A 12,715-nucleotide genomic window follows, 5' to 3' on the forward strand; every position below is an offset into this window, starting at 1 on the left:
CGGGCGGCAGCTACGAGGGCGTCTCGGCCATGGGCCTGTTGTGGTCGCAGGCGCCCGAGCAGCCCGGCGCGCCGCGCGAGGTCTTCGGCGCCGAGCTGGCGGCGCCGCTCGCCACCGAATTCACGCTGGAGCGCGCCGACGGCACGCGCTTGAACGCGTCGATGGTGCAGCAGCTGGCCGCACCCGGCGTCACGCGGCGCGAGGTGCGCGAACGCGGCCTGTCGGGCACGCTGTTCCTGCCGGCTGGCCCGGGCCCGCATCCGGCGGTGATGGTGCTCAACGGCTCCGGCGGCGGCATCAACGAGCCGCGCGCGGCCCTGTATGCATCGCACGGCTATGCGGCGCTGGCGCTGGGCTACTTCAAGTCGCCGGGGCGCTCGGACTACATCTCCGACACGCACCTGGAATACTTCGAGACCGCGCTGCAGTGGATGCACGAGGCCTTGAAACCCAAGGGCGGCTTCATCGCGCTGTCGGGCCAGTCGCGCGGCGGCGAACTGGTGCTGCTGCTGGGCTCGCTGTTCCCGGAGATGGTGTCGGCCGTGATCGGCTATGTGCCCTCCGCGCTGGTGCACAGCGCGCAAAACGCCTGCGACCCGGCCAACGGCCCGGACAGCCGCAACGGCCCGGCCTGGATCTTCCGCGGCCAGCCCCTGCCCCACCAATGGGAAGACAACCGCACCGCCACCTGGGCGCCCTGGGACGAAGGCCCCGAGCCGCGCCGCCACACGCAGGCCATGCTGACCGCGCTGGGCGACGAGCAGGCGGTGGAGCGCGCGCGCATCCGCGTGGAGCGCATCAACGGCCCGGTGATGCTGCTGTCGGCCACCGACGACGGCTCCTGGCCCTCCAGCCTCTACAGCCGCATGGTGAGCGAACGGCTGGCCGCGCACGGCCATCCGCATCCGGTTCGGCACCTGGACTTCGAGGGGGCCGGCCATGCCATCGTGTTCCCTTATGTGCCCACCACCCAGCTCACCTACCGGCACCCGGTGTCCGGCCGCCTGAGCACCACCGGCGGCGCCCCCGCCGCCAACGCGCATGCCGACGAAGCCTCCTGGGCTGGCGTGCGCGAATTCCTCCAACAAGCCACGAGTAAGCTGACATGACTTCTTCCACCGATCTGATCGACAGCCTGGTGCCGCTGGCCGAAGGCACGCCCCTGCATGCCGTGCGCCACCAGCGCAGCAAGGTGGTGGACGCGACACAGGGCAGCTACAACGCCCTGTTCGACCCCGAGCTGCCGGGCCTGACGCTGGCCGAACGCCTGCTGGTCGCCTGCCGCATCGCGCAGCTGGCCGGCACCGTGGGGCTGTTCGAGCACTACCGCGAACGCCTCGTTGCGCTGGGCGCGCTGAGCAGCGCGCAGCAGGCCGCACTCAACGGCCAGGAACCCGCCGGCGATACGCGCCTGGCCGAGATCCTGCGCTTCGCCACCACGCTGGCCGAGCGCCCCGTGGAAGGCGATCAGGCCGCCATCCTGCGCCTTCCCGCCGCCGGGCTGGACACGCCTTCGGCCATCGCCCTGGCGCAGCTGATCGCCTTCGTCGCCTTCCAGGCGCGCGTAGTGGCCGGCCTGCAGGCCATCGCCGCGCTGGGTGACGCCGCCGACACGCGCACGGCCGATGCCGAGCCCGCCGCGCCCTTCGTCCACCCAGCCAACCTGCCGCGCGTGGGCGAGCCGCTGCGCATCAACGGCTTCACCAGCGAGAGCCTGGACTGGAAGGCCTGGCTGCCGGTGCTGGAACTGGACAAGGCCAGCCCCGCGCAGATCGCGATCCTGGAAGCCAGCCATCCCAAGGCCAAGAGCAGCGACTACTACCTGCTGCTGGCGCACCAGCCACGCATCCTCGAGGAGCGCTCCACGGTGTTCAACGCCATCATGTACGCGCCCGGCGGCCTGTCGCGCGCGGAGCGCGAGCTGGCCAGCACGGTGGTCTCGCGCATCAACGGCTGCGTGTACTGCGGCTCGGTGCATGCCCAGCGCTTCGAGCAGCTGGCCAAGCGCAACGACGTGATCGCCCAGGTGTTCCAGGAGCCGCAAGGCGCGGGCACCAACGCACGGGAGCGGGCCATCGTGCAGGCATCCATCGAGCTGACCCAGTCGCCGGCCAGCTTCGGCGCGGCGCAGGTCCAGCCGCTGCGCGCGGCCGGGCTGTCGGCGCTGGAGATGCTGGACCTGGTGCACGCCGTCGCCATCTTCGCCTGGGCGAACCGGTTGATGCTGAACCTGGGCGAGCCCGTGTTCCCGGCTTGACTCAAGACTCCTTCCCCCTCTGGGGGAAGGTCGGGATGGGGGCACGCGCGCCCATTGCCCCTTCGCAACGGCGCCGCCACGCCGACGCAGCGCGTGCCCCTCACCCAACCTCTCCTCAGCGGGGAGAGGAGCAAGTCAAGCGACCACGACACGCGGCGCCGCGGCAGCCGCCACCTCGCCCACGACGGCCGCGTTCTCGAACCCATGCCTGCGGAAGGTGGCCAGCACCTCGTCGACCGCCGCCGGCGTGCACGACACCAGCAGCCCGCCGCTGGTCTGCGGATCGGTCAGCAGCGCCTGGTCTTCCGGCGCGAAGCCGTTGGGCAGCGCCACATCCTTGCCGTAGCCGGCCCAGTTGCGCCCCGACGCACCCGTGACAAAACCCTGCGCCGCCAGCTCGCGCACGCCGCCCAGCAGCGGCACACGCTTCCAGTCGATGGCGATCTCGCAGCGCGAGCCGCGCGCCAGTTCCAGCGCGTGGCCGGCCAGGCCGAAGCCGGTGATGTCGGTCAGGGCATGCACCCCCGGCAGCGCCGCCAAATCGGGCCCGGGCGTGTTCAGCCGGGTGGTGGTCGCGATCATCTGCGCGTAGCCCGCTTCGCCCAGCTGTTCCTTCTTGAGCGCCGCGCTCATCACGCCCACGCCCAGCGGCTTGCCCAGCACCAGCACGTCGCCCGGCTGGGCGTCGGCATTGCGTTTGACGTGCCTGGGATGGACCAGGCCCAGCGCCACCAGGCCGTAGATGGCCTCGACCGAATCGATGGTGTGGCCGCCCGCGATCGGGATGCCGGCTGCGCGGCACACGCTGGCACCGCCTTCCAGGATGCGGCCGATGGTCTGGGTGGACAGCACGTTGATCGGCATGCCCACCAGCGCCAGCGCCAGGATGGGCCGCCCGCCCATCGCGTAGACGTCGCTGATGGCATTGGTGGCGGCAATGCGGCCGAAGTCGAAGGGATCGTCGACGATGGGCATGAAGAAATCGGTGGTCGCGATCAGCGCCTGCTCGTCGTTGAGCTGGTAGACGGCTGCATCGTCCGCCGTCTCGATGCCCACCAGCAGTTCCTTCGGGATCGGCATGGCCGCGGTGCCCTTGAGGATTTCCGAAAGCACGCCGGGGGCGATCTTGCAGCCGCAGCCGCCGCCATGCGAGAGCGAGGTCAGGCGCGGTTCGAGGGAAGTGGAGTTGGCGGGTGCGTTCATGATGGTGATGGGGTTCCTGATGCCTGGGAAAGGGCCGGCAAGTCCTGGAGCAGGATTCGCAGCAGCGAGGCGCGCTCCGCTTCCGGAGAAAACAGGGGCGCGCGCCGCGCCAACTGCTGCTGCAGGCGGGCAAGCATAGTGCCATCGTCCCGCGCGCGTCGGATCAGCTCGCAAAGGCCCGCGTCGTCGCCCACTTCGAAGATGCCTTCGTAGTCGTCGCCCAGCAGGCCCAGGTTGCCGTCGATGCGGGAAGCCAGCACGGGCGTGCCGCTGCGGATCGCCTCGATGACCGTGTGCGCCCCACCCTCCATCACGCTGGGCTGCACCAGCAGGTGCGCGGCCTGGATGCGGCGGCGCGCCGCGTCGTGCGGCAGGCCCCCCAGCCAGCGGTACTGGGGGTTCGATGCGGCCAGCGCGGCGGCCTCCTGCCCCAGGGCCGGGTCAAGCGCCGTGCCCACGTGGTCGAAGAGGATGTCCGTGCGGTCGGCCAGGCGCTGCACGGCTCGGAACAGCGTTCGCGGGTCCTTCTCCGCGCGCAGGTGGCCCACTGCGATGACGCGCAGGTGCTTGTCCGTCTTGGCCAGCGGCGCCCGCGCGCTGCACGACTGCAGCACCACCCGGCACTTGGCGCGCAACTGGGGCGGCAGGCGCTGCGCGCCGCGTTCGTTCAGCGTGATCAGCAGGTCGGCCGCGGCCAGCGACTGCTGCGCGCTGGCGTCGACGTCGATGTCGCGGTACAGGTCGGTGCCCGTCAGCGCCAGCACCAGCGGGCGCCGGGGATGCGCTGCGCGCCAGGCGGCGATGGAGGGCGCCGAGCGGCGGGCATGCAGCGCGATCATCATCGAAGCCTCGTCGTCGGCGCCGACATCTTCCTTGTCCCAGTGCGAAGCCAGCCGGACGCGGTAAGCTGGCTGCAGCATGCGGGCCCAGCGGTGCGCCGTCTGCCAATTGCCGTTGTTCGCGTCGGCGAGCGCGGGCGTCACGATGACCAGGGAATCTTTTCTTCGTTGAAGATGCAGCACGAAACGAGCATAGCGCCGGCCGCCGTGGCGGCACGCCGGGGCGGACCCGGGGTATTGGCGCAGGCGCTGCAGGACAGCCGGCGCGACACGCTGGCCACCTTCGCGGCCTGCGAGCACGCCCTGCCCGGCCTGCAGGTGCCGCTGCGCGCCGACCTGAACCCGCCGGTGTGGGAGCTGGGCCATATCGGCTGGTTCCAGGAATACTGGGTGGCGCGCAACCCGCTGCGGCAGGCCGGCGCGCGCGCCGATCCGCTGGCGCCGCGCGGCGCGCCGCTGCGCGCGGATGCCGACCGGCTCTACAACTCCAGCGAGGTGCCGCACGACACGCGCTGGAGCCTGCCGCTGCCGGATGCCGCGCGCACGCGGGACGATCTGGCACGACAGCTCGAAGGCACGCTGAGCCTGCTGAACTCCGCCGGTTCCGATGACGACGCACTGTACTTCTTCCGGCTGGTGCTGCTGCACGAGGACATGCACCACGAAGCCGCGCTGTACATGGCGCGGGCGCTGGGCATCCCCATCGACGACCCGCGCTGGCAGCCGTCGCCGCTGCCGGAGCCGCCGCCTGCGCTGGCCTTCGAGGCCACGCGCTGGCGACTGGGCAGCATGGCGGATGAAGGCTTCGCCTTCGACAACGAGTTGTCCGCGCATGAGGTCGATGTAGGTCCGACGTCCATCGACGCCCAGGCGGTGCGCTGGGAGGAGTATCTGCCCTTTGTCGAAAGCGGCGCGTGGGCGCAGGCGCACTGGTGGTCCGACGCGGGCCTGGCATGGCGCGCGGGGCGCGGGTCTTCTTCGGACCCGTCGTCGCCGCGGTACCTGCGCCGTGGTGCAGGCTCACGCGCCGACTGGGAATGCTGGAGAAATGGCCACTGGCAGCCGCTGCGCCGCGACGAAGCCGCCTGCCACCTGAGCTGGTACGAAGCGCAGGCCTGGTGCCGCTGGGCCGGCCGGCGCCTGCCGACCGAAGCGGAATGGGAACGCGCTGCGCTGAGCCGGTCCGATGCGTTTCGCTGGGGCGATGTGTGGGAATGGACCGCCAGTCCCTTCGCGCCCTACCCCGGCTTCGAGGCGCATCCGTACCGAGACTATTCGGCGCCCTGGTTCGACGGGCGGCCGGTGCTGCGCGGGGCGTCGTTCCTGACGCAACCGCGCATGCGGCATGCGCGGTATCGAAACTTCTTTCCCGCGCATCGGAGTGATGTGCCAGCGGGGTTTCGCAGTTGTGGCGTGTGAGCCGGGAATCAGTGCGGAACGACGCCCACGCCGACCAGCATTTCGCAAGGACCGACAAAGCCGCGGGCGGATTCAAACTCGCCCAGCGCCTTCTCGATGTCTTGCCAGGCCACGGCCTTTTCGGCATCGCTCAGTTTGAACATCATTTGATGCAAGGCACCAAACGACTCTCGCTCGAAACGAACGCATTCGGCCGCTGTCGGCAACTTGACGGGCGAAGCCACCTTGCGCACTTCGATTTCGCGCAATCCGGCTTTGGCGAATGCCGCTTCAAGCACGCCTTCTGCACCAAGTGAGAACGGGCTTGGCTGACCGGGCAGCGGCGCAGGCAGTTGGGCGCGCTCCCGGATGAGTCTCACCGGGATGGAGAAGAAGCCGTTCTTGTCCGGTGTCGAATAGACGACGGCGGCAAATCTTCCGCCCGGTCTGAGAGCTCGGCAGATGCCGGTCAGCGCACGCTGCTGGTCCGGAAAGTAGATCAGGCCGACACGGCTGATGGCTGCGTCGAAGGACCCGGCAGGCAGCGCGTCCAGCGATTCGCCGTCCATCTCGCGGGTTTCCAGGTTCGAGAGGCCTGCTTTCCTGGCGTCGGATGCCGCCCGCTCGAGGAGTGCGGGCGCGATATCGGTGGCGAGCACATGGCCAGTCGCTCCCACGCGCCGAGCCGCCGAGATCGACTGCTCACCCGCGCCTGCGGCCACGTCGAGCACCCTGCAGCCAGGGCCGATGCGGGCCAGATCGAACATGGTTTCGGTTGCCTCTCCAAGCCAGTTCCCGATGAAGGGACCCCAGCGGTGCCATGCGTCGGCAGCGGCTTGCCACTGGGCGCGCGTGGTCGACTTGAAGGCGATTGCGTCGAACGAGGGTTGCACAACGGTATTCATGGTGAGACTCCATCGGGTGGTTTGCATGCGCAAAGCATCGCCCCGTCCGGCGGCACGTTCCAGTCCAGAAATTGCACTGGCTGCGGGATCGTCAACCGGTTAGATTGGTGCCACCATGATCGACTATGGCCAGTTCTGCACCGTTGCACGCGGCGCCGAAGTGCTTTGCGAGCGCTGGACGCCTCTGGTCGTGCGCGAGCTGATGTGCGGCAGCACTCATTTCAACGACATCCGGCGCGGCGTTCCGCGAATGTCGGGGTCGCTGCTGGTACAGCGCCTGCGCAAGCTGGAGGAAGTGGGTGTCGTCAAGCGGGTGCAGGGCAAGGGTGCGTCGGCCGAGTACCACCTGACCGGTGCCGGCGAAGAACTGCGGCCCATCGTGATGGCGCTCGGGCACTGGGGCGCGCGCTGGATCGGCAGCCGCCTCAAGCGCGGCCAACTCGACGCCGGCTTCCTGATGTGGGACATGCGCCGCTTCGTGCGCGTGGACGAGTGTCCCTCCGGACGCCGTATCGTGATTCACTTCCGCTTTACCGATGCGGCCGAGGGCGAAAGACGCTGGTGGCTGGTGGTGGACGAAGGCGGCGCCAACCTGTGCCGTGACGACCCGGGTGAGGACGTCACGCTCATCGTCGAATCGTCGGTACTGGCGCTCACCGAGATCTGGACGGGGGACCGCGATGCACAAGAGATGGTTCGCCAGCGCAAGCTGCGCGTCATCGGCCCAGCGCGCGATGCTCGTGATTTGTGGCGCTGGCTGGGCCGCAGCGCCTTCGCCCAGACTCGCGAGGCGGCCCTTGCGGATTCCAGATGATGCGATCGCTGCGAGTGGCGCTATCTCAGCACAAGCACGGGAGTGTGCGAGTGCGTCAGCACGTGCAGCGTTTCGCTGCCCATCAGCAGCCGCGCAAAGCCGCGCCGCCCATGCGAAGCCATCACGATCACATCGCACTGCTCGTTCTTGGCTGTGGCGATGATGGCCTCTCCCACCTGATTCGACTTCACGACGATCGCCTCGGCGCGGCGAACCCCCTTGGCGGTCGCGATCGACGTGACGGAGTCGACGAGGCGCTGAGCCGCAATGTTCGCTTCCTCTTGGGCACGTTCAGTTTCCGTTTGATTCAGCACCATCGCGCCTTCAAAGGCGCTGTATGCGTGCAGGTGAGCGACAGTGACGCTTACCAGTTCGGCTCCGGCCAGCAACGCAAGATCAATGGCAGCCGTGACGAAATGCCGCGGCCTCCGGGCTATAGTCCCAGCCCCTCCCAAGCCCCCTCCCACGCCCCACTCCCATGTCCCGCCACTACCTGTCGCGCTCCCGCTTCCTCCGCCTGCTCGGCGCCTCGCTGCTGGCCGGCGGCCTCCTGCCCGCCCAAGCCCAGCAACAACAAGTCCTGCGCCTCACCGCCATCCCGGACGAAGCCCCCACCGAGCTGGCCCGCAAGGCCGCTCCGCTGGTGCGCTACCTCGAATCCAGGCTCGGCATGAAGGTTGAGTTCACCCCCGTCACCGACTACGCCGCCGCGGTCGAGACGCTGGCCAACCGCAAGATCGACCTGGCCTGGCTGGGCGGCTTCACCTTCGTGCAGGCGCAGGCGCGCTCGGGCGGCAAGGTGGTTCCGCTGGTGCAGCGCGAGGAAGACGCGAAGTTCCGCTCGGTGTTCATCACGGCCGATCCGGCCATTCGCTCGCTGGCCGACCTCAAGGGCAAGGATCTGAGCTTCGGCGCGCAGAGCAGCACCTCGGGCCACCTCATGCCGCGCAGCTTCATGCTGCAGGCGGGCATCAATCCGGACAAGGACCTGCGCCGCGTGGCCTACAGCGGCGCGCATGACGCGACCATCGCGGCCGTGGCGGCGGGCAAGGTGCAGGCCGGCGCACTCAACATCTCGGTGTGGGAAAAGTTCGTGGCCGAGAAACGGGTCGACACGGCCAAGGTCCAGGTCTTCTACACGACGCCCACCTACCACGACTACAACTGGACGGTGCATGCCGACATGCCCGCGCAATTGCAGGACAAGATCAAGGCCGCGATGCTGGCGCTCAGCCGCGACAACCCTGAGGGCAAGGAAGTGCTCGAGCTGCAGCGCGCCACGCGCTTCATTCCCACCGAGGCAGGCAACTACAAGGGCATCGAGGCGGCCGCGCGCAGCGCGGGGCTGCTCTGATCACCCAACCCTGTCTCGATCGGAGCCGATGACGTGGACCTGCAGCTCCAAGGCGTAGCGGCACGCCATCCGGCGGCCCGGCCGGAGGCCGACCCCTCCCTGCAGCCGCTGGACCTGAAGATCGGCGCCGGCGAGCAGGTGGCGGTCATCGGTGCCTCGGGCGCGGGCAAGACCACCTTGCTGCAGGTGCTGGCGCTGGCCATGCGACCGGCGGCCGGCACGCTGTCCGTGGGTGAACTCAAGCCCTGGGCGCTGCCCCGCCGCGCACTGCAGCGCCTGCGCGGCCAGCTCTTCCTGGCGCCCCAGTTGCCGCCGCTGCCCCCCCGGCAGCGCGTGGTGACGGCCGTGCTGGCTGGCCGCCTGCCGGCCATGAGCCTGCTGGCCAGCGTGCGTTCGCTGTTCTATCCCAGCGACATTCCGGCCGCGCACGATGCGCTCGACCGCTTCGATGTGGCCGACAAGCTCTTCGAGCGCGTCGACCGGCTCTCGGGCGGCGAACGCCAGCGCGTCGGGCTGGCCCGCGCGCTGGTGTCGCCGGCGCGCCTGTGGCTGGTCGACGAGCCCCTGTCCGCGCTGGATCCGGTGCATGCCCGGCAGGCGCTGGACGCCATGACGCAGGCCGCGCGCGAGCGCGGCGCCACGCTGGTGACCACCATGCACCAGGTGGACCTGGCGCTGGCCGCCTTCCCGCGCATCCTCGGGCTGCGCGAAGGCCGCCTGCTGTTCGACCTGCCCACCGAACAGGTGGACCGCGCGCTGCTCGAGCGCCTGTACGCCCAGCACGAGGACGAGTTGGACGGGGGCGCCGGTCCGCAGCACGCATCGCAGCCGCAGGCGGCGGTGCCCGCGCCGGTGGTGATGCACTGCCGGTGACTCGAGAAAAAGAAAAGAAACCATGAGCGCCCTGGCACCGCGCCTGCCTCCGCCGCACGCATCGGCCGCGCCGCAGCGCGATCCGGCCTGGATCGGGCGCGTGTTCTGGCTGCTGGCCGCCTGCGTGATGCTGTGGCCGCTGCTGGTGGCCACCGAATTCAAACCCTGGGCGCTGTTCGATGCGCGCAGCCTCGAAGTCACGGGCCGCTTCCTGCACAGCTTCTGGCCGCCGGCGCATTCGCCCGATTTCCTGCGGCTGGTGGCCGCCGAAACCTGGCGCACCGTGGCCATGGCCACGGCCGGGCTGGTGCTGGCCCTGCTGATCGCAGTGCCGGCCACGCTGGCATCGACCCGCGTGCTGTCGGTTTCGGCGCTGGCCGGCCGCATGGCCCGCGGGCCGTTCTGGCTGCGCCAGGCGGTGCGCGGCGCGCTGGTGGTGCTGCGCAGCATCCCCGAGCTGGTGTGGGCGCTGGTGTTCGTGCGGGTGGTCGGCCTGGGGCCCACGGCCGGCGTGCTGGCCATTGCGCTGACCTACGGTGGCATGCTGGGCAAGGTCTACGGCGACATCCTCGAAAGCGGCGAGACGCATGCCACCGAGACGCTGCTGCGCAACGGCGGCTCACGCCTGCAGGCTTTCTTCTTCGGCCTGCTGCCGCAGAACGCGGCGGAGCTGATCAGCTACACGGTGTACCGCTGGGAATGCGCGATCCGCAGCTCCGTGGTGCTGGGCTTCGTCGGCGCCGGGGGCCTGGGCCAATTGATGGACGGCTCGATGAAGATGTTCGCCGGCGCCGAGGTGCTGACCATGCTGCTGGTCTTCGTGGCGCTGGTGGCCCTGGCGGACCGCATCAGCGCCGAGCTGCGCAGGAGCCTGGGATGAGCGCCCGCCGACAGAGGCCCTTGCCCGCCGCGGCCAACGCGCCCTATCGCCTGCCGCCGCCCATCTTCGACGCGCGCTGCCGCGCGTGCTGGTGCGTGGTGGCGGTGCTGGCGCTGGTGGCGGCCAGCTTCTGGAGCCTGGACCTGCAGTGGGCGCGCTTCCTGTCGCTGCAGGCGCTGCGCGACATGGGCCGCTTCGTGGCGGAGTTTTTCCCGCCCGACACTTCCGCCGCCTTCCTGGCCAATGTGGCCCGGGGCACATGGGAGACCTTCGCCATGTCCACGCTGGGCACGCTGCTGGCCGCGCTCGCCGGCGTGGTGCTGGCCGTGCCCGCCAGCCGCATGCACCTGGGCGACGCTGCGCGCTTACGCACGCCGATGCGCTTCGTGCTCAACGCCCTGCGGGCCGTGCCTGAACTGGTGTGGGCGGCGCTGTTGCTGATCGCCGCCGGACTCGGCCCCTTCGCCGGCACCCTGGCGCTGGCGGTGCACACCGCCGGGGTGCTGGGCCGCCTGTTTGCCGAAGCCGTCGAGAACGCCCCGCCGGGCCCCGGCGCCGCGCTGCGTGCGCAAGGCGTCGGCCCGGTGCGCGTCTTTCTCTACGCCACGCTGCCGCAGGTGCTGCCGCAACTGGTGAGCTACACGCTCTATCGCTGGGAGAACAACATCCGCGCCGCCACCGTGCTCGGCGTGGTGGGCGCCGGCGGCCTGGGGCAGATGCTGGCCTTCCACATGGGCCTTTTCCAGATGGGCAAGACCGCCACCATCGTGGCGGCCATGCTGCTGCTGGTGACGGGCGTGGACGCGCTCAGCTACGCGCTGCGCCGGCTCCTCACGCGCTGATCGCGCCGCAAGGTCAGGCTGCTGCTGCCGCCATCTCCTCGCGCTCGGCGCGGAACACGGCCGCCACCAGGTCCGACTGCGTGAGGATGCCCACCAGCTTGTTGTCGTTGTCGACGATGGGAATGTGGTGGTGGCCAGTTGTCGCGAACAGCGGCACCAGGTCCACCAGCGGATTCTCTGCACGCGCCACCCGCACGCGGCGGGTCATGATCTGGCCCACCACCTCGGGCTTGGCGGAGTTGACCGTCGAGGTCCAGCGGATCAGCTTCTTGAGCTTGGCCTCGAAGCCCTCGTGCAGGTCGAGGTTGGCCGCGTTGAGAAAGTCCGCCAGCGTCAGGATGCCGACGATGCGGTTCACACGGTCGACCACCGGCAGCGCCTTGATGCGCTTGTCGCGCAGCAGCTGCCACGCATCCTGCAGCGGCGTGCCGAACGAGACGGTGATCACCTTGTCGGACATCACGTCGGCGCAGCGCGTCTGCGCCAGCATGCGCTGGTAGCCGGCCAGACGCGTCTGCCCGATCAGGGCCAGCAGGTCGTCGCGCGGCACGTCCAGGATCTGGTTGTAGCGCGCCAGCGCCGCATCCAGGTCGTGCTGGGTCGCCGCCGTGGCGCCGGCGCTGCCGGGGCCCTGGGCGTGGGGGTAACGCCGGCCGGTGGCGTTGTTCCAGACCAGGCCCGCAACCACCAGCAGCAACGAGTTGACGAAGACGGGCGCGAACGCGAAGTGGAAGTCCGTCACGCCGCCCATCACCATCAGCAGTGCGCTGGCGCCGCCGGGCGGGTGCAGGCAACGCAGGGCGAACATGGCGCCGATGGCCAGGCCCACCGCGAGGCCCGCGGCCATGTCGGTATGGCCGATCCAGCGTGCGCAGGCAATACCCACCAGCGCCGAGACCGTGTTGCCGGCCAGCACGGCCCAGGGCTGCGCCAGCGGGCTGGCCGGCACGCCGAACACCAGCACGGCGCTGGCACCCATGGGCGCGACGATCCAGGCGGCCTGGGTGCCCAGGCCCAGCATGTGGCACAGCACCGCCGTGAGCAGGATGCCGACGAAGGCGCCCACCGTGACGCGCAATCGCTCGCGTCCGTCCACCTGCATGCGCGCGGGCTTGAACGCGCGCAGCCAGGTCACCGGGAAGATCGGCGCGTTCTCCGCAACGGGTCTGGAACTCATGACTTGTCGTTGTCTCCATGCATCAAAACGGTGCACATTGTTGCCCATCGTTTCGTGGCTCGCTCCGAGTCCCTAGAATCCCCGCCTGTTTCACAGGCCTCGAACAGGGGCTGCCCACGACGCGGCCCTTATCCGGATCACGCCGGCAATCGCCTCGCGACCCGCATGAATGC

General features: G+C 69.8%; 13 protein-coding genes. 8 read left to right on the forward strand and 5 right to left on the reverse strand.

Going from position 1 to position 12,715, the window contains the following annotated elements; genetic code table 11:
* Together VSO01S_RS12320 and VSO01S_RS26705 are read left to right on the forward strand one after the other, a co-directional pair.
* On the forward strand, positions 1 to 1,109 hold a 1,109-nt coding region (locus tag VSO01S_RS12320; protein ID WP_068642751.1), incomplete at its 5' end, for an acyl-CoA thioester hydrolase/BAAT C-terminal domain-containing protein.
* Positions 1,106 to 2,257 carry a CMD domain-containing protein gene (locus VSO01S_RS26705; RefSeq protein ID WP_084241839.1) on the forward strand — a complete coding sequence of 384 codons (1,152 nt, stop codon included), beginning with the start codon at positions 1,106 to 1,108 and terminating at the stop codon, positions 2,255 to 2,257. The genes VSO01S_RS12320 and VSO01S_RS26705, both read left to right, overlap by 4 nt.
* 135 nt (positions 2,258 to 2,392) lie before the next feature.
* Here the strand turns inward: VSO01S_RS26705 and selD are convergent, their stop codons facing one another.
* Both selD and senB read right to left on the reverse strand, forming a co-directional pair.
* Positions 2,393 to 3,460 carry a selenide, water dikinase SelD gene (gene selD, locus VSO01S_RS12330; protein ID WP_068642753.1) on the reverse strand — a complete coding sequence of 356 codons (1,068 nt, stop codon included), beginning with the start codon at positions 3,458 to 3,460 and terminating at the stop codon, positions 2,393 to 2,395.
* Complete coding sequence (gene senB / locus VSO01S_RS12335; protein WP_153305245.1) at positions 3,457 to 4,443, reverse strand: selenoneine biosynthesis selenosugar synthase SenB; 987 nt, start codon at positions 4,441 to 4,443, stop codon at positions 3,457 to 3,459. The genes selD and senB overlap by 4 nt, the downstream gene beginning before the upstream one ends.
* A gap of 30 nt (positions 4,444 to 4,473) precedes the next feature.
* On the opposite strand from senB, the gene senA reads away from it, so the two are divergent.
* Positions 4,474 to 5,718, forward strand: a complete 1,245-nt coding sequence (gene senA / locus VSO01S_RS12340) for a selenoneine synthase SenA (protein WP_068642755.1) — start codon at positions 4,474 to 4,476, stop codon at positions 5,716 to 5,718.
* 8 nt (positions 5,719 to 5,726) lie between these two features.
* Here senA and VSO01S_RS12345 read toward each other — a convergent pair whose 3' ends face one another.
* Entirely contained in the window at positions 5,727 to 6,602 is an 876-nt protein-coding gene (locus VSO01S_RS12345) for a class I SAM-dependent methyltransferase (RefSeq protein ID WP_068642757.1), read from the reverse strand.
* A 115-nt stretch (positions 6,603 to 6,717) separates the two neighbouring features.
* On the opposite strand from VSO01S_RS12345, the gene VSO01S_RS12350 reads away from it, so the two are divergent.
* Positions 6,718 to 7,416, forward strand: coding sequence for a winged helix-turn-helix transcriptional regulator (locus tag VSO01S_RS12350; protein ID WP_218002346.1), 699 nt, complete (start codon positions 6,718 to 6,720; stop codon positions 7,414 to 7,416).
* Between the two features lie 20 nt (positions 7,417 to 7,436).
* Here VSO01S_RS12350 and VSO01S_RS12355 read toward each other — a convergent pair whose 3' ends face one another.
* Positions 7,437 to 7,883 (reverse strand): universal stress protein, encoded by a 447-nt coding sequence (locus VSO01S_RS12355; RefSeq protein WP_084241841.1) that lies wholly within the window; start codon positions 7,881 to 7,883, stop codon positions 7,437 to 7,439.
* An 11-nt stretch (positions 7,884 to 7,894) separates the two neighbouring features.
* Here VSO01S_RS12355 and VSO01S_RS12360 point away from each other — a divergent pair, with 11 nt between their 5' ends.
* From VSO01S_RS12360 to phnE, 4 genes are read left to right on the forward strand one after another with little or no spacing between them, the layout of a single operon-like run.
* Entirely contained in the window at positions 7,895 to 8,770 is an 876-nt protein-coding gene (locus VSO01S_RS12360) for a putative selenate ABC transporter substrate-binding protein (RefSeq protein ID WP_068642761.1), read from the forward strand.
* A gap of 33 nt (positions 8,771 to 8,803) precedes the next feature.
* Positions 8,804 to 9,643 (forward strand): phosphonate ABC transporter ATP-binding protein, encoded by an 840-nt coding sequence (locus VSO01S_RS12365; RefSeq protein WP_068642763.1) that lies wholly within the window; start codon positions 8,804 to 8,806, stop codon positions 9,641 to 9,643.
* Positions 9,644 to 9,665: 22 nt separating this feature from the next.
* Positions 9,666 to 10,523, forward strand: a complete 858-nt coding sequence (locus VSO01S_RS12370; protein ID WP_068642765.1) for a PhnE/PtxC family ABC transporter permease — start codon at positions 9,666 to 9,668, stop codon at positions 10,521 to 10,523.
* A complete protein-coding gene (gene phnE, locus VSO01S_RS12375; RefSeq protein WP_068642766.1) occupies positions 10,520 to 11,365 on the forward strand; it encodes a phosphonate ABC transporter, permease protein PhnE in 846 nt (281 codons plus the stop codon). Before VSO01S_RS12370 ends, phnE begins: the two co-directional genes overlap by 4 nt.
* 13 nt (positions 11,366 to 11,378) lie before the next feature.
* Here the strand turns inward: phnE and VSO01S_RS12380 are convergent, their stop codons facing one another.
* Positions 11,379 to 12,542 carry an HPP family protein gene (locus VSO01S_RS12380; protein ID WP_068642768.1) on the reverse strand — a complete coding sequence of 388 codons (1,164 nt, stop codon included), beginning with the start codon at positions 12,540 to 12,542 and terminating at the stop codon, positions 11,379 to 11,381.
* Positions 12,543 to 12,715 lie beyond the last annotated feature (173 nt).

Origin of the sequence: Variovorax soli NBRC 106424, from assembly GCF_001591385.1 — a bacterium.
GTDB lineage: Bacteria > Pseudomonadota > Gammaproteobacteria > Burkholderiales > Burkholderiaceae_C > Variovorax > Variovorax soli.

Excerpts from the sequence above, each read along its gene's own strand:
- VSO01S_RS26705 (WP_084241839.1), top strand. The coding sequence starts at position 1,106 with ATGACTTCTTCCACCGATCTGATCGACAGCCTGGTGCCGCTGGCCGAA.
- selD (WP_068642753.1), bottom strand. The coding sequence starts at position 3,460 with ATGAACGCACCCGCCAACTCCACTTCCCTCGAACCGCGCCTGACCTCG.
- senA (WP_068642755.1), top strand. The coding sequence starts at position 4,474 with ATGCAGCACGAAACGAGCATAGCGCCGGCCGCCGTGGCGGCACGCCGG.
- VSO01S_RS12345 (WP_068642757.1), bottom strand. The coding sequence starts at position 6,602 with ATGAATACCGTTGTGCAACCCTCGTTCGACGCAATCGCCTTCAAGTCG.
- VSO01S_RS12350 (WP_218002346.1), top strand. The coding sequence starts at position 6,718 with ATGATCGACTATGGCCAGTTCTGCACCGTTGCACGCGGCGCCGAAGTG.
- VSO01S_RS12360 (WP_068642761.1), top strand. The coding sequence starts at position 7,895 with ATGTCCCGCCACTACCTGTCGCGCTCCCGCTTCCTCCGCCTGCTCGGC.
- VSO01S_RS12370 (WP_068642765.1), top strand. The coding sequence starts at position 9,666 with ATGAGCGCCCTGGCACCGCGCCTGCCTCCGCCGCACGCATCGGCCGCG.
- phnE (WP_068642766.1), top strand. The coding sequence starts at position 10,520 with ATGAGCGCCCGCCGACAGAGGCCCTTGCCCGCCGCGGCCAACGCGCCC.
- VSO01S_RS12380 (WP_068642768.1), bottom strand. The coding sequence starts at position 12,542 with ATGAGTTCCAGACCCGTTGCGGAGAACGCGCCGATCTTCCCGGTGACC.